The sequence below is a fragment of the Streptomyces sp. NPDC060205 genome (assembly GCF_042728395.1).
Taxonomy (GTDB): Bacteria; Actinomycetota; Actinomycetes; order Streptomycetales; family Streptomycetaceae; genus Streptomyces.
Map to the genome: position 1 here is coordinate 1 of NZ_JBHWZP010000221.1, position 15692 is coordinate 15692.

Consider the following 15692-nt stretch of genomic DNA (forward strand, 5'->3'; position numbering starts at 1 on the left):
CGCCCCTAGGCACCTAGGGGCGCGGGGAACTGCGCAAAAGGGGGGCGAGGGGGCGAAGCCCCCATGCGTGGACGGGACTGGGTAGGGGCGGCGGGGGCGGAAGACGCTTACAGGAGCCCGATGTCACCGCGGGGCATCTTCGGATGCCGCCGAGCCGGCGTACGCCCGCTCAACAAAATCAGCCGAGCAGCCCGATGCCGCTGCCCCGCATAAGGCTCCAACAACTCCAGCATCACGGAGTCGTCCGCCTCCCGGTCCCCCGCCAACGCAAACCCCACGATCCCCGGCAGATGCAGGTCCCCGACCGTCACCGCATCCGCCGCCCCATGACTGCGCTGCACCACCTCCGCAGAGGTCCACGGCCCCACCCCGACCACCACCTCAAGCCGCTCCCGCGCGGCAACGGGGTCGAAGGCCACAGCCTCCTCCATCCGCCGAGCCACCCGCACGGCCCGCAGAATCGTCGAAGCCCGCTTGTTGTCGACCCCCGCCCGATGCCACTCCCAGGAGGGAATCAGCGACCAGACCCGCGGTTCGGGCATGACGAACATGCGCCCCTGAACGGGCCCGGGCGCGGGCACGCCGTACTTCCGCACGAGCAGCCGCCACGCCCGGTACGCCTCGTCGGCGGTGACCTTCTGCTCCAGAATCGACGGAATCAGCGACTCCAGCACCAGCCCGGTACGCGTCAGCCGCAGCCCGGGCCGCCGATGCCGGGTCAGCGCGACGAGCCGGTGCCGGGGCTCGAAGGCGTCGGGATCGTCGGCCTCGCCGAGCAGCAGGGGAAGCCGGTCGAGCAGCCACTCGGCCCCGGGCCCCCACGCCTCTCCGCGCACGACACCCGCGCGCAGGGACACGCGCAGGGTTCCGGGCCCGACGGGGGTGAGACTGGCCCGCCACACGGACCCGTCCGCGGTCGCACGGAAGGTGGGATCGGCCGGGCCCCGCCGCAGGGGCCCGAGCACGAGCCCCAGATCGAGCGGCCACGGAGGCACCCATTCCCGAGTCCGCCCGCCGGCACCGCCATCGGTACGGACGCCCACGGACCGGGGCTCGGGCACGGACCCGGGCACGGACTCGGGCACGGACCCGGGCACCACGACATGCCCGCCGCGCACGGTCGTACGCGTGGGCCGCTGTTCGAAGCGTCCGGCCACGGATGGGTCCTTCGGTGAAGAAGCTGCTCGGGATACCCGCACAAGGGTATGCGTCGGTCACCGGCCGCCAGGTCCGGTCACCGCACCTCGATGAACGCCCCCGCGTCCCGTCCGGCCCGGGCCTTCGGCTCCTCCGCCGCGTGCCCGACGGCGACGGCCCCCATGGGATCCCAGTTCTCCGGCAGCGCCAGCACGTCCCGGACGACGTCCCGGCAGAACATCGTCGACGACACCCACGCGGACCCGAGCCGCTCCCCGGCGAGGGCGACCAGGAAGTTCTGCACCCCGGCGCCGGTGGCGACCACGAACATCTCCCGCTCGGCCCCGTCGCGCCGGGCGTCGCCGTACGTGTGGGACCCGTCCATGACGAGACACGGCACGACGAGATACGGGGCCTTCCTCAGCACGTCCCCGCGGCGCACCCGCTTGGCGATGGACTCCGCGCTCTTGCCGTCCCGCTCCAGGTCGGCGATCCAGGCGTCCCGCATGGCGTCCAGCAGCCGCGTCCGCGACGCGGCGCTCTCCAGGAGGACGAACCGCCACGGTGTCGTGTGGTGCGGGGCGGGCGCGGTCACCGCCGCGGCCACCGCACGCCGTACGGCGCCGGGGTCGACGGGCTCGTCGGTGAAGGCCCGTACGGTACGCCGCTGGGTGACGGCCTCCCGGACGGCCTCGGAGGTGCCGAGCCGGAACATGTCGTCGCGCGCGCCCCGGACCATGCCCCTGGTCCCCTCGTCCTCGCCGCCGTCCGTGCCCACCACGTGGGACAGCCCGCGCACGACGGCGACGGGCAGCCCGGCGGCCTTGCCCTTGACCAGGTCCCCGGCGGCGGCCAGCTCGTCGGCGGTGGCGACGACGGTGGCGCCCAGTGGATTGCCGTGCGCGTCCGTGCCGCCCCGCAGATCGTCGAGGACGCGCACTCCGGCGGCCCCGATGGCGACGTCGGTGAGCCCGGTCCGCCAGGGCCGGCCGAAGGTGTCCGTGACGAGGACGCCGACGTCGACACCGAGCGCGTCCCGCAGGCCGTCCCGGATGGTGCGGGCGGAGGCGTCGGGGTCCTCGGGCAGCAGCAGTACGGTCCCGGCGGGGGTGTTGGAGGCGTCGACCCCGGCGGCGGCCATCACGAGCCCCTGGCGGTTCTCCACGATCCGCAGCGGCCCGCGCCGGGCCACGACCCGTACGGTCTCGGCGTCGATGGCGGCCTCCCGGTCCGTCGCCTCGACGACGCGGCCCTCGGCCTTGGACACTATCTTCGACGTGACCAGCAGCACGTCCCCGTCCACGAGCCCCGGCGCGGCGGCGGCACCGGTACCGGCGACCGCACTGGCGATCAGTTTTGCGAGGTCGTCCCCGGGCCGTACCTCGGGCAGGCCTGGGAGCGCCCACACCCGGTAGCCGGGCGCGTCCGGCGGGAAGCCGCTCACCGGCGCCCCCGTACCCCGGGACATCTCGTCGCCGTCGCTCAAGCGCCCCGCACCTCCTCCGCCAGCGTCAGTGCCTCGCGGGCCATCGCGGCCGTCGCGTCGAGGTCGGTCATCATCAGCGGGACGGCACGGCAGAGGATGCCCGCCCCGGTGACCCGCTCGACGACGTCGGCGTCCACGGTGTCGACCAGCCAGCCGTCCAGGAGTCCCGAGCCGTAGTGCTCGGCGACCGCGGCGGCGGTGGACTCGACGCCGACAGCCGCCAGGACCTTGTCGGCCATGCCGCGCACGGGCGCGTCCCCGACGATGGGGGAGAGGCCGACCACGGGGACCCCCGCCTCGGCGATGGCCTCGCGGATGCCCGGCACGGAGAGGATCGTGCCGACGGAGACGACGGGGTTGGACGGCGGGAAGAGGATGACGTCCGCGGAGGCGATGGCCTCCAGCACTCCGGGCGCCGGCTTGGCCTGGTCGGCTCCCACGGGCACCACGGCGTGCGCCTCCACGGAGGCCCGCAGCCGTACCCAGTACTCCTGGAAGTGGACGGCCTTGCGCTCGCCGTCGATCTCGACGGCCACATGTGTCTCGACGCGGTCGTCGGACATGGGGATCAGCCGGACGCCCGGCTTCCAGCGGTCGCACAGCGCCTCGGTGACGGCGCTGAGCGGATATCCGGCGCTCAGCATCTGCGTGCGCACGATGTGCGTCGCGAAGTCCCGGTCGCCCAGTCCGAACCAGGAGGGACCGGCGCCGTACGCCGCCAGCTCCTCCTTGAGGTGGAACGTCTCGTCGGCCCGCCCCCAGCCCTGTTCCTCGTTGATACCGCCGCCGAGCGTGTACATCACCGTGTCGAGGTCCGGGCAGACCTTCAGCCCGAAGAGGTGGATGTCGTCCCCGGTGTTGCCGATGACGGTGATGTCCGCGTCCGGCGCGGCCTGCTGGAGACCGCGCAGGAACCGGGCACCACCGATGCCGCCTGCCAGAACCACAATGCGCATGGAATGCAGTCTTGCAGGCGGCTACGACAACGCGTCAGCCGGTTACGACAACGCGTCACCGATGACCTCTACGGCCGCGCCCCCGACACCGACGGCCGCGACACCGACGGTCGCGACACCGACGGCCGCGACCCGGCACCGACGGCCGTGACGCGTCGGCCGGTCACAGCACCTCGGCCATCGAGCACCGGGCGTTCGGCGTTCCCCCGGCCGAACGCAGGTGCGACTGGGGGAGCATCGGCATCTCCGTCAACCCGGGGTAGTAGACGTGCAGGCTTATGGCCGGTTCGAGCGAGTCGTTGACGACCTCGTGCGCGTAGCCGGGCGCGAACACGCGCTGGGTTCCCGCGGCCAGCGCGCGCGTGCCCCGTTCGGTGCGCTCGGTCAGCGCCCCCTCCAGGACGGTCAGCACACCGGAGGAGGGGCCGTGGTCGTGCAGCCCGCTGCCCTGCCCGGGCACCCAGGACAGCAGCCACACCTCGTAGCCGGGGCCGGTGCGCAGCCGGTGGTACCAGCGGGAGGCCGCGTCGTAGCGGACCAGGTGCTCCCACTGGGAGCGGTCGGCGGCGATGGAGCGGGCGAGGCCGACGAACTCGGCCACGGTGGCCGGGTGTTCGCGCGGCGGCTGGAGGAGGTGCGGTACTTCGAGGATGTCGCCGGCGATCTGGAGGTCGCTGTCGCTGTTCATGGAGTGCGGTGGTTTCCTCGGCGGAAGAGAGTGCTGGAGGTCTGGGGTGTCACGTACCGGCCGCCCGGATCGCGGGCGAGAGGTGTGCCCCGGTGGGGGCGGGCCCTGGTACGGGCGGGAGGGGACCGACGGCCGGTCTCAGTGGATCCGGCGGCAGCGGGAGCGCGGTGAGCTCAACAGCTGCGACAGCAACAGCTACAGCGAGCGTGGACAGCACCGAGGGACCCGGCGGTGCGGGTCGAGGTGAGTGCCAAGTTCGCGAGCATGCCCACCAGCACAGCGGTTCACACTCCCACTGTCAACTTGACGTCCGATATGTGGGAGATCTTTCACCTCTTCCGGGCCACCTCGGAGGTGAAAGGTTTGTGCAGGAGGTTGCCGGGACACATGGCGCACAACCGGGCGCACGAACCTCGGCGCGACCCCGCGATCCCTGTGTGATCCCAGTGATCCATATGTGATCCGGTTCGCTTCGTCGATCGTGTCGGAACGAGATCGAACTCCTGGGCGTCTTCCTCTGTACACGTCACGTGCGGAGTCGGTGTCCCACTGGCTCCCTTTCGGCTGTCAGGGTTTATGCCGATTTGAACACTTTCCGCATAGCCTTGGTTCCGCAGAGTGAATAAGGGGCCCAATAGCAGATCTCGGCTTGACTGGGCCGGAGCAGCGCAATTGTAATTTCACTCGTGTCGTTCAGCCGAAATCGGTAGCGGCAGCATCACGGGGACGCGAGACGGACGAGGGGCGCACATGACCGAGCTGTTTCAGGAACTGCTGGTCGACGAGGCCGAAGAGGAGATCGGCTGGCAGGAGCGGGCGCTCTGCGCGCAGACCGACCCCGAGTCCTTTTTCCCCGAGAAGGGCGGCTCCACCCGCGAGGCGAAGAAGGTCTGCCTCGCCTGCGAGGTCCGCTCGGAATGCCTTGAATACGCCCTCGCCAACGACGAGCGCTTCGGTATCTGGGGCGGTCTGTCCGAGCGTGAGCGGCGCCGTCTGAAGAAGGCCGCCGTCTGACCACGGCTCGACAGAGCTTCGAACGGCGCACACCCCTACGTAGTGATACGTAACGCACGGCCCGTCGCGGGTGGGTTGTCCACAGGCGGCGGGCCGCGCCGTTGTGCAGCCGTTAGTGTGGGCCTCCGTCCGAGACGCCCCGTGATCCCCTCAAGGACACAGGCGTCCACCGCAGTCCAGCGAACCGGGGCCCGTACCTCGATGTCCGTGCACAGCCATTCGGCAGGTCAGTACGACACTGCCCCCGCAGCGTTCGACCAGGCCGGACCGATGGTGTCCGACCCCGGTCGCCCGCCGGAGTTCCCGAGGCACGTGGTCACCGCCGTGCTCGTCTCGCACGACGGCGCCCGCTGGCTGCCCGACGCCCTCTCCGGGCTGCTCGGCCAGGAGCGGCCCGTACAGAACGCCGTGGCGGCCGACACCGGCAGCGCGGACGCCTCCGCCCAGCTGGTCACCGACGCCCTCGGCGCCGACCGGGTGCTCCACCTCGCCCGGCGCACGGGCTTCGGCCAGGCCGTCGAGGAGGCCGTCCGCATCGCGGGCGTGCTGACTCCCGACGACCTTCCGTACCTGAAGCGCCCCAGCGGCTGGGACCCCGTCACCCGCACCTGGCGCGACGACACGTACGACATGCCGGAGCTGCCGCACGGCGAGCCCGAGCAGTGGCTGTGGCTCCTGCACGACGACTGCGCCCCCGAACCCGACGCCCTGGCCCAGCTGCTGCGCGTCGTGGAGAACGAACGGGAACTGGGCAAGGACGTCGCCGTCATCGGCCCCAAGCTCCGCGGCTGGTACGACCGCAGACAGCTCCTCGAAGTCGGCGTGACCATCGCCCACAGCGGCCGCCGCTGGACCGGCCTCGACCGGCGCGAGCAGGACCAGGGCCAGCACGACCACGTGACCCCCGTGCTGGCCGTCTCCACCGCCGGCATGCTGATCCGCCGCGAGGTCTACGAGGAGCTGGGCGGCTTCGACCGCAGGCTGCCCCTCATGCGCGACGACATCGACCTGTGCTGGCGCGCCCAGTCCGCGGGCCACCGCGTCCTGGTCGCCCCCGAAGCGGTCGTCCGGCACGCGGAGGCGTCCTCGCGCGAGCGCCGCACCGTCGACTGCGTGGGCCGCACCTCCGCCTCCCCGCACAAGGTCGACAAGGCGGGCGCCACCTACACCCTCCTCGTCAACGCCCGCACCGCGGTCCTCCCCTGGATCCTCGTACGGCTCGTCCTCGGCACCCTGCTGCGCACGGTCGCGTACCTCGTCGGCAAGGTCCCCGGGCAGGCCGTCGACGAGATCCGCGGCCTCCTGGGCACCCTGCTGCGCCCCGAGCGCATCATCGCGGGCCGCCGCAGGCGCGGCACCCCGCAGGTCGACAAGGACGAACTGCGCGCACTGTTCCCGCCCCCCGGCGCCACCGTCCGCGCCACCGTCGAACAGGCCGCGGGCAACCTCGTGGGCCGCTCCGACCCCGAACTGAACGCGGCGGGACGCCACGGCAGCGCCGTCGAGTCCGGACCGGGCGGCGACGACGCCGACTTCCTCCAGGTCGAGCAGTTCGCCCGCCTCAAGCGCGTCGCCCGCAAGCCCGGCCCGATGGTCTTCGTGGTGCTCCTCTTCTTCACCCTCATCGCCTGCCGTGAACTCCTCGGCGGCGGTGCCCTCGCGGGCGGCGCGCTGCTGCCCGCCCCCGCGGACTCCTCCGAACTGTGGGCGCGCTACCTGGACGGCTGGCACCCCGTCGGCGCCGGCGGCACGCAGTCCGCGCCGCCCTACCTCGCGCTCGTCGCCATGCTGGCGAGCGTGCTGTTCGGCTCCGCCGGACTCGCGGTCACCGTCCTGCTGATCGGCTCGGTGCCGCTGGCCGGCTTCGCCGCCTACTTCGTCTCCCGGCCGCTGGTCGAGTCGCGCCTGCTGCGCGCCTGGGCGTCCGTCGCGTACGCCTTCCTGCCCGCCGCCACCGGCGCGCTCGCGGGCGGCCGTCTCGGCACCGCCGTGCTCGCCGTCCTGCTGCCCCTCATCGCGCGCGCGGGCATCGCGGCGAGCGGTCTCGCCGCGGAGTCCGGCCGCGGCAGCTGGCGTGCCACCTGGGCGTACGCGCTCCTGCTGACGCTGGCCACCGCGTTCACGCCGATCGTGTGGCCCATCGCGCTGGTGCTCGGCATCGCCCTCGCGGTCGTGCGCCGCGCAGACATCGCCGCCTACGGACTGCGCCTCCTGGTCCAGCTCGGCACCCCGCTGCTGGTCCTCGCCCCCTGGTCGCTCACCCTGCTCCCGTTCGGCTTCTTCCAGGAGGCCGGCATGGAGTACGAGTCGGGGGCGGCCTCCGCGCTCGACCTGCTGGGCGCGAGCCCGGGCGGACCCGGAACGGTCAGCGGGCTGATGCTCATCGGCATCGTGTGCGCCGCCGTGGCCGCCCTGATGCGCGCGGAGCGGCAGCTGGGCATCTGGGCCGCCTGGACGGCCGCCCTGGTGGCGCTCGTCTTCGCCGCCCTGTCGAACGGCTCCACCTGGGCCGGACCCGCCACCCTCGTCTACGGCCTCGCCTTCCTCGCCGCCGCCGCGCTCGGCGCCGACGGGGCACGCTCGCGCGTGGCCGAGCAGAGCTTCGGCTGGCGGCAGCCGGTCGCCGTCCTCATCGCCTTCGCCTCGGCCGCCGGGCCCCTGCTCATCGCCGCCGGCTGGATGATCCGCGGCGCGGACGGCCCCCTGGAGCGGCGCGATCCCGTCCAGGTGCCCGCGTTCGTCGCCGAGGAGAGCGGCACCCGCGACCAGGCCCGCACGCTCGTCCTCGGCAGCGACACGGAGTCCAAGGTCGGCTACACCCTCGTCCGCGGCTCCGGCGCCCGCCTCGGCGACGCCGAACTGGCCGCGGCGGACGGCGAGAACAAGATCCTCGACAAGGTCGTCGCCAACCTCGTGGCCGGCTCCGGCGCCGACCAGGCCGACCAGCTCGGCGGCTTCGCCGTGCGATACGTCCTGGTGCGCGACGGCGCGCCCCGCGAGGTCGCCCGCGTCCTGGACGCCACCCCGGGCCTGAGCCGGCTCAGCCAGCAGGACGGCAGCGCCCTGTGGCGCGTCGACCGGCAGGTCGCGCGCGCGGCCGTCGTGCCCGCCTCCGGCGACCCGCAGCCCATCGCCGCCGGGCCCGTCGAACTGCACACCAAGATCTCCGCCGGTGCCGAGGGCCGCGTCCTGCGCCTCGCGGACACCGCCGACGAGGGCTGGACGGCCACCCTCGACGGGAAGCCGCTCACCAGGACCACGGTCGACGGCTGGGCCCAGGGCTTCGAACTGCCCGCCACCGGGGGCCGCCTCGACGTCACCTTCGAGGCGCCGTTCGGACACACCGGCTGGCTGTGGGCGCAGGGCGCGCTCGCCGTCGTCCTCGTGGTGCTCGCTCTGCCGGGCCGCCGCCGCGACGTCGACGACGACCTCCCCGAGGAGGAGGTCGTACCCGTCGAGTCCGCGTCCGGCGAGGGCCGCAGGGCCCGCCGGCTGCGCGCCCAGGCGGAGGCCGAACAGACGGAGCAGCCCGAGCAGACCGAGCAGCCCGCGCAGGGCGAGCAGCCCGATGCGTTCGCGCCCGGCGCCCCGCCCCCTCCGGGGGAGGCCCCGGTGGCCGCGCCCATCCCGCAGCAGCAGTCCTACGACGAGTGGGACGCGACGACGTACGGCGCCGAGTACGGCACCTACGATCAGCAGCAGTACCAGGGCGCCCCGCAGTACCCCGCGGGCACCTACGAGCAGCAGTACCAGGCGGACCCGTACCAGGCGGACCAGTACGACCCGTACGCGGCGTACGGCACGGGGAACGCGGGATACGACCCCGCGCAGGCCTACGGACAGGGCTACGACCCCTCGTACGACCCGGCGCAACAGCAGCAACATCAGCAGCAGCAACCGCCGCACGGCACCGACCATGAGCGCCCCGACGGGAGCCAGCAGTGAACCGCACCACCGTGTCCCTGATCGCCGGCGTGGCCGCGCTCGCCGCCGTCACCGGCTTCGCTTCGATGTCCGAGCCGCAGGCCGCCGGGGAGGACACGGCCAAGGCGGCTGCCCAGCTGCCCGTGGAGCGCACCAGCCTGCTCTGTCCGGCTCCCAGCACCTCGGACCTCGCCGAGACCGCGTACACGTCCTTCACTCCCGTCACCAAGGGCACCGGTACGAGCGGCAAGGCCGAGCTGCTGGCCGCGGGCGCGCAGTCGGCGGACACGTCCGACGACGAGGACGAGAAGCAGGACGAGAAGCAGGAAGACACGCAGGACAAGAAGGACGGCGAGAAGGACGGCAAGAAGGAGAAGCCCGTCCTGACGCCGAAGGAGCCCGGGAAGCCGGTCACGGGCAAGGCCTCCGGCGCCGAGTCGCCCGCGCTGGTCGGCACGGCCGAGGGCAGGTTCGCACCCGGCTGGGCCGTCCAGCAGACCACCGAGGTCGAGGCGGGCACCGGCCGCGGCCTGCTCGGCACCAGCTGCTCGGCCCCGGACACCGACTTCTGGTTCCCGGGCGCCAGCACCGCCAAGGAGCGCACGGACTACGCGCACCTGACCAACCCCGACGACTCCGCCGCCGTCGCCGACATCGAGCTGTACGGCAAGGACGGCGTCCTGAAGTCGACGGTCGGGGAGGGCATCAAGATCCCGCCGCACTCCAGCGAGTCGGTGCTCCTGTCGACCCTCATCGACGAGCCGGAGACCAACCTCACCGTGCACGTCACGGTCCGCAGCGGCCGGGTGGCCGCCGCCGTCCAGGCCCTCGACGACACACTCGGCGGCGACTGGCTCGCCCCCTCGGCCGCCCCGGCGGGCAGCCTCGTCCTGCCGGGCATCCCGAAGGACGCCACCTCCGTACGGCTGGTCGCGTTCGCGCCCGGCGAGGCCGACGCCGACCTGAAGGTCCGGCTCGCCTCGCCGACCGGCACGATCACTCCCGCCGGGCACGAGACACTGCACGTGAAGGCCGGTATGACGGCCGCCGTCGACCTCGGCGACGTCACGCGCGGCGAGGCGGGTTCCCTGGTGCTGACACCGACCGGCAAGTCCACCCCCGTCGTCGCGGCCCTGAGGGTCGTACGCGGCAAGGGCGACAACCAGGAGACGGCGTTCATCCCGGCCACGGCCCCGGTGGGGTCGCGTGCGACGGCCGCCGACAACCGCGCCAAGGGATCCACGCTCTCCCTGGTCGCCCCTGGCCGCGGCGCGAAGGTCAAGGTCACGGCCTCCGCGGGCAGCGAGGGCGGAACGGCCGCCTCGAAGACGTACACGGTCAAGGCCGGCACCACGCAGAACGTCGAGCTGCCCGTGCCCGCCGGACTCAAGGGCACGTACGCGCTGACGGTGGAGCCGCTGTCCGGCGGGCCCGTCCACGCGTCGCGCATGCTCGAAGCGGCCGGGGGGGGCGTGCCCATGTTCACCGTGCAGACCCTCCCGGACGACCGGGGGACGGTGAAGGTACCGGAGGCGGAGCAGGACCTCTCGGTGCTGCAGAAGTAGGGCGGTGCTGCAGAAGTAGAGCGGTGCTGCGGGAGTAGGGCGGTACCGCAGATACAGGCCGGTACCGCGGAAACAGGCCCGTGCCGCAGAAGCAGGGCGGCGCCGGCACCCGGGCCCGGGGGTTAGAACCCCGGGCCGGACCGTCCGGGGCTCAGTCCTCGCCGTAGCGGGGATCGACGGTCTCCGGTGTCAGGCCCAGCACCTCGGCGACCTGTTCCACCACGACCTCGTGCACCAGCGCGGCCCGCTCGTCGCGGCTCTTGGTACGGATCTCCACGGGACGCCGGTAGACGATGACCCGGGCGGGCCGGCCCTCGTGCGCCGGAGTGATGCCGCCCAGGGGCACGGCCTCGTCGCCCCAGCCCTCGTCGCCCGCCGGATCGAACCGGGGCACCTCCAGCACCATGAACTCGATGTCGGAGAGCTGCGGCCACCGCCGCTCCAGCCGCTCCACGGAGTCCTGCACCAGATCCGCGAACACCTCGGCGCGACTGGCCGAGAGGGGCACCTGCGGCGGTGCCACGGGCCCACGCATCCCGCGCCCGTGTCGATCACGACGACGGGGCCTGGGTTCGGCGGGAGGGGGCGGTACGGGGTTGTCCATCACTGACGAAGAGTAGTCCCCGCGCACCGCCGCCGCCCGCACACGGCACGCGTCCCGCCTGCGGCCACGGACCGCCGCCCCGTACGACCCCGAGGGCCCCTCGTCCGGCAGGTCGCAGGATGAGCATTCCAGCCAAGCTCGGGCTGGATTCCGTATCCTCCCGGACTGAATCTTGTGCGGAGATCGACAGCTTTTGAGCCGTCTCATGACCACTCCCGGGTCTGTCCGACACCTCGTCAACACCCGTACCAGCAGGTCGAACAGGCTCGCCGGACACCTCCTGTGTCAGGCGTCACAACACGACACGGGGGAGTGAGCCGGGGAGGAGTCGTCGCGGCCCGCTCAAGAGTGCGGTACCGTCCAACATCGTGAGCCCTGTACGTCGCTGTTCGCGCACCGCTTGCGGCCGTCCCGCCGTAGCGACGCTGACGTACGTCTACGCCGACTCGACCGCGGTCCTCGGCCCGCTCGCCACCTACGCCGAACCCCACTGCTACGACCTGTGCGCCGAGCACTCCGAGCGCCTCACCGCGCCGCGCGGGTGGGAGGTCGTCCGGCTCGCAGACGCCTCCGCGCCCTCGCGCCCCAGCGGTGACGATCTGGAGGCGCTCGCCAACGCGGTCCGTGAGGCGGCCCGTCCGCAGGAGCGCCCCACCCGCCCGGGCGGCGGCAACGCCCGCGGCGCGGACCCGATGGAGGTGGCCCGCCGCGGCCACCTGCGGGTCCTGCGCTCCCCGGACTCCTGAACCCTTCCTTTTCAGGTCTCCCTCCTCAACGCTCGCTCCTCGCCGTGGACTTCATGCGGGGGACTTCATTCCGCGTGCCCCCTGCGGCCCTTGTGTCCCCCGTGTCCCCCGTGTCCCCTGCGTCCGGTGTGTTCCGTGTGTATTCGGTGCACGTTTCGCTCAGTGGTGCATGACCATTGACGTGCGCTTGTCGCGGACACGACCATTTTCCACGGCCCACGAGAAATTGATTTCCGCATGGCGGAATCGGGGGAGGCTCCGTGTACGTCCAGGAACTTGAGCCCTTGGCCGACTCGCTCGGTCTGTCCGCGCTCGTCGCGACCCTGCCCCTCGTCCTCGTCCTCGTCCTGCTCGGCGGGGTCCGTATGAAGGCGCACCTGGCCGGCCTCATCGGTCTCGCGGCCGCGGCCCTCGTCGCCACGCTCGCGTACGGCATGCCCGTGGGCCAGACCCTCTCCAGCGCGGCCCAGGGAGCGGTGTTCGGCCTCTTCCCCATCCTGTGGATCGTCGTCAACGCCCTGTGGGTCTACCGGATGACCGTCCGTACCCGGCACTTCGACATCCTGCGCCGCTCCTTCGGACGGCTCTCCGACGACCCGCGCATCCAGGCGCTCGTCGTCGCGTTCTGCTTCGGCGCGCTCCTGGAGGCCCTCGCGGGCTTCGGAGCGCCCGTCGCGATCTGCTCGGTGATGCTCGTCGCGCTCGGCTTCGACCCCGTGCGCGCCGCGGTGGTCGCGCTGGTCGCCAACACCGCGCCGGTCGCCTTCGGGGCGATGGGCACGCCGGTGGTGACGCTCGCCCAGGTCACCGACCTGCCGCTGGACACCGTCGCCTCCGTGGTGGGCCGCCAGACCCCGTTGCTCGCCCTGGTGGTGCCCCTGGTGCTGGTCTTCCTGGTGGACGGCCGACGCGGTCTGCGCGAGACCTGGGTACCCGCGCTGGCCTGCGGAGTCGCCTTCGCCGTCGCCCAGTTCGCCGCCTCCAACTACGTCTCCGCGCAACTCGCCGACATCGGGGCCGCCCTGGCCGGCGCGGGCGCGCTGATGGCGGTGCCGCACGCGCGCAGGCCCGCCGCCGAACCCGTACGGGCCGCCGTCCTGACGGGCACCCGCAGTGAGGACCTGGACGAGGAGGACCCGCGCCCCGAAGTGCTGCGCGCGTACGCCCCGTACGCACTGATCGTGGTGATCTTCTCCATCGCCCAGATCCCGCCCGTCAAGGACCAGTTGGCGAAGGCGACCCGGGTCTTCGACTGGCCTTTCCTCAACGTCGTGAATCCGGACGGCGACCCGGTCGGCGGCAACGTCTTCACCTGGCCGATCGTGTCCACCGGAGGCACGCTGGTGCTGCTCGCCGGAGTGTGCACGGCCGCCGTTCTCGGGGTGCACGCGCGCGTGGCGCTCAAGGAATGGGCGGCCACCGTGCACGAGTTGAGGTTCGCGATCCTCACCGTCACCTCCGTCCTCGCGCTCGCCTACGTCATGAACCTGTCCGGGCAGGCGGCCACGATCGGACACTTCGTGGCGGCGGCCGGCGCGGGACTCGCCTTCCTGTCACCCGTCCTCGGCTGGTTCGGCGTGGCCGTCTCCGGCTCGGACACCTCGGCCAACGCGCTCTTCGGCGCCCTCCAGGTGACCGCGGCCAGGGAGTCGGGCCTGTCCCCGGAACTCCTCGCGGCGGCCAACAGCTCGGGCGGTGTCCTGGGCAAGATGATCTCCCCGCAGAACCTCACCATCGCCTGCGCGGCGGTCGGGCTCGCGGGCCGGGAGGGCGACCTGCTGCGCAAGGTGCTGCCGTGGAGCCTCGGACTTCTGCTGGTCATGTGCCTGATCGTGGTCGGCCAGAGCTCACCGGTCCTGGAATGGATGCTTCCGTAGGCCCACGCGAAGTCCGCCCGGCGTCCGCCCGGCGCCCGCCGAGATCCGGCTGCCGACCGCGTGGGGCGTACGGGTAGTTTTGGGGCCTCCGCCGAGGACTCAGCCGAGTGCTCGGTCAGGGACTCAGGACTCAAGGACTCAAGGCTCTAGGAAGGCTGGCCGTGGCCGCTGATCTGTCGCAGCTCGTGAAGGCGTACGACGTACGCGGGGTGGTCCCGGACCAGTGGGACGAGACGCTGGCCGAGCTGTTCGGTGCCGCCTTCGCGCAGGTGACCGGCGCGGACGCGATCGTCACCGGGCACGACATGCGCCCCTCGTCGCCGGGCCTGTCCCGGGCCTTCGCCCGCGGCGCGGCGGCACGCGGCGTGGACGTCACCGAGATCGGGCTCTGCTCCACGGACCAGCTCTACTACGCGTCGGGCGCGTTCGGCCTCGCGGGCGCGATGTTCACGGCCTCGCACAACCCGGCCCGGTACAACGGCATCAAGATGTGCCGGGCGGGCGCGGCCCCCGTGGGCCAGGACACCGGCCTCACGGAGATCCGGGAGCTCGTCGAGTCGTGGCTCGACGAGGGAGCCCGGACATCGCAGGCCCCTGCCTCCGGGGCCGCCACCCCGGATGCGGCACCCGGCGCGATCACGCGGCGCGACACGTTGGAGGACTACGCGGCGCACCTGCGCGGCCTCGTCGACCTGACCTCGATCCGCCCCCTGAAGGTCGTGGTGGACGCGGGCAACGGCATGGGCGGCCACACGGTCCCGACCGTCTTCGCGGGCCTGCCCCTGACCCTCGTCCCGATGTACTTCGAGCTGGACGGCACGTTCCCGAACCACGAGGCGAACCCGCTGGACCCGGCGAACATCGTCGACCTCCAGAAGCGCGTCCGCGAGGAGGCGGCCGACCTCGGCATCGCCTTCGACGGCGACGCCGACCGCTGCTTCGTCGTCGACGAGCGCGGCGAGCCGGTCTCCCCGTCCGCGATCACCGCCCTGGTCGCCGCGCGGGAGCTGGCCAGGCACGGCGGCAAGGGCACGGTCATCCACAACCTCATCACCTCCTGGTCGGTCCCGGAGGTCGTCCGGGAGAACGGCGGCACTCCGGTACGCACCCGGGTGGGCCACTCCTTCATCAAGGCCGAGATGGCCGCCTCCGGGGCGATCTTCGGCGGCGAGCACTCCGCGCACTACTACTTCAAGGACTTCTGGAACGCGGACACCGGCATGCTCGCCGCGCTCCACGTCCTGGCGGCTCTGGGCGGGCAGGAGGGCACGCTCTCGGCCCTCGTCGCCCAGTACGACCGCTATGCCGGCTCGGGCGAGATCAACTCCACGGTCGACGACCAGACGGCCCGCCTCGCCGCGATCCGGGCGGCGTACGAGCCCCAGGAGGGCATCACCCTCGACGAACTCGACGGCCTCACCGTGACGGCGGCCGACTGGTGGTTCAACGTCCGCCCCTCCAACACGGAACCGCTCCTACGCCTGAACGCGGAGGCGCGGGACGGGGGGACGATGGCGCGGGTGCGCGACGAGGTGTTGGCGATCATCCGGGGCTGAGGAGTTTTCTCGCCCCCGCCGCCCCTACCCTCCCCCAGTCTCGGCTTCGCTCGACCGGGGGGACCCCCATCGTCCACGACTCGGGGGCGCTGCCCCCGAACCCCCGGTCCTCAAACGCCGGACGGGCTGATTTTCAGCC

General features: G+C 72.5%; 11 protein-coding genes. 6 read left to right on the forward strand and 5 right to left on the reverse strand.

The window, feature by feature from the left end:
- Nucleotides 1-107: 107 nt before the first annotated feature.
- From ACFWGJ_RS30420 to ACFWGJ_RS30435, 4 genes are all read right to left on the reverse strand, one after another.
- Nucleotides 108-1157, reverse strand: a complete 1050-nt coding sequence (locus ACFWGJ_RS30420; RefSeq protein WP_387331108.1) for a DNA-3-methyladenine glycosylase family protein — start codon at nucleotides 1155-1157, stop codon at nucleotides 108-110.
- Between the two features lie 77 nt (nucleotides 1158-1234).
- On the reverse strand, nucleotides 1235-2605 hold the full coding sequence (locus ACFWGJ_RS30425) for a coenzyme F420-0:L-glutamate ligase (protein WP_387331132.1): 1371 nt from the start codon (nucleotides 2603-2605) through the stop codon (nucleotides 1235-1237).
- Nucleotides 2606-2619: 14 nt separating this feature from the next.
- Nucleotides 2620-3579, reverse strand: a complete 960-nt coding sequence (cofD, locus tag ACFWGJ_RS30430; RefSeq protein ID WP_387331111.1) for a 2-phospho-L-lactate transferase — start codon at nucleotides 3577-3579, stop codon at nucleotides 2620-2622.
- 163 nt (nucleotides 3580-3742) lie between these two features.
- Complete coding sequence (locus ACFWGJ_RS30435; RefSeq protein ID WP_387331114.1) at nucleotides 3743-4267, reverse strand: cysteine dioxygenase; 525 nt, start codon at nucleotides 4265-4267, stop codon at nucleotides 3743-3745.
- Nucleotides 4268-5017: 750 nt separating this feature from the next.
- On the opposite strand from ACFWGJ_RS30435, the gene ACFWGJ_RS30440 reads away from it, so the two are divergent.
- The 3 genes from ACFWGJ_RS30440 to ACFWGJ_RS30450 all read left to right on the forward strand — a co-directional run bounded on the left by ACFWGJ_RS30440 (nucleotide 5018) and on the right by ACFWGJ_RS30450 (nucleotide 10770).
- Nucleotides 5018-5281 (forward strand): WhiB family transcriptional regulator, encoded by a 264-nt coding sequence (locus ACFWGJ_RS30440; protein WP_107022476.1) that lies wholly within the window; start codon nucleotides 5018-5020, stop codon nucleotides 5279-5281.
- Between the two features lie 201 nt (nucleotides 5282-5482).
- Complete coding sequence (locus tag ACFWGJ_RS30445) at nucleotides 5483-9226, forward strand: glycosyltransferase (RefSeq protein ID WP_387331117.1); 3744 nt, start codon at nucleotides 5483-5485, stop codon at nucleotides 9224-9226.
- Nucleotides 9223-10770, forward strand: a complete 1548-nt coding sequence (locus ACFWGJ_RS30450; RefSeq protein WP_387331120.1) for a DUF5719 family protein — start codon at nucleotides 9223-9225, stop codon at nucleotides 10768-10770. The genes ACFWGJ_RS30445 and ACFWGJ_RS30450 overlap by 4 nt, the downstream gene beginning before the upstream one ends.
- Nucleotides 10771-10921: 151 nt before the next feature.
- Here the strand turns inward: ACFWGJ_RS30450 and ACFWGJ_RS30455 are convergent, their stop codons facing one another.
- The gene (locus ACFWGJ_RS30455) at nucleotides 10922-11374 is read right to left on the reverse strand and encodes a metallopeptidase family protein (protein WP_387331135.1); all 453 of its coding nucleotides are present in this window, start codon (nucleotides 11372-11374) and stop codon (nucleotides 10922-10924) included.
- 368 nt (nucleotides 11375-11742) lie between these two features.
- Between ACFWGJ_RS30455 and ACFWGJ_RS30460 the strand changes: the two genes are divergently transcribed.
- The 3 genes from ACFWGJ_RS30460 to ACFWGJ_RS30470 all read left to right on the forward strand — a co-directional run bounded on the left by ACFWGJ_RS30460 (nucleotide 11743) and on the right by ACFWGJ_RS30470 (nucleotide 15553).
- Nucleotides 11743-12120 (forward strand): DUF3499 domain-containing protein, encoded by a 378-nt coding sequence (locus ACFWGJ_RS30460; RefSeq protein ID WP_387331123.1) that lies wholly within the window; start codon nucleotides 11743-11745, stop codon nucleotides 12118-12120.
- Nucleotides 12121-12380: 260 nt separating this feature from the next.
- Entirely contained in the window at nucleotides 12381-13997 is a 1617-nt protein-coding gene (locus ACFWGJ_RS30465; protein ID WP_387331126.1) for an L-lactate permease, read from the forward strand.
- Nucleotides 13998-14158: 161 nt separating this feature from the next.
- On the forward strand, nucleotides 14159-15553 hold the full coding sequence (locus ACFWGJ_RS30470) for a phosphomannomutase/phosphoglucomutase (RefSeq protein ID WP_387331129.1): 1395 nt from the start codon (nucleotides 14159-14161) through the stop codon (nucleotides 15551-15553).
- The last annotated feature ends 139 nt before the right edge of the window (nucleotides 15554-15692 follow it).

What these genes read in the sequence shown, in the direction of transcription:
- ACFWGJ_RS30440 (WP_107022476.1), top strand. Translation starts at nt 5,018, where the DNA reads ATGACCGAGCTGTTTCAGGAACTGCTGGTCGACGAGGCCGAAGAGGAG.
- ACFWGJ_RS30455 (WP_387331135.1), bottom strand. Translation starts at nt 11,374, where the DNA reads ATGGACAACCCCGTACCGCCCCCTCCCGCCGAACCCAGGCCCCGTCGT.
- cofD (WP_387331111.1), bottom strand. Translation starts at nt 3,579, where the DNA reads ATGCGCATTGTGGTTCTGGCAGGCGGCATCGGTGGTGCCCGGTTCCTG.
- ACFWGJ_RS30435 (WP_387331114.1), bottom strand. Translation starts at nt 4,267, where the DNA reads ATGAACAGCGACAGCGACCTCCAGATCGCCGGCGACATCCTCGAAGTA.
- ACFWGJ_RS30425 (WP_387331132.1), bottom strand. Translation starts at nt 2,605, where the DNA reads ATGTCCCGGGGTACGGGGGCGCCGGTGAGCGGCTTCCCGCCGGACGCG.
- ACFWGJ_RS30445 (WP_387331117.1), top strand. Translation starts at nt 5,483, where the DNA reads ATGTCCGTGCACAGCCATTCGGCAGGTCAGTACGACACTGCCCCCGCA.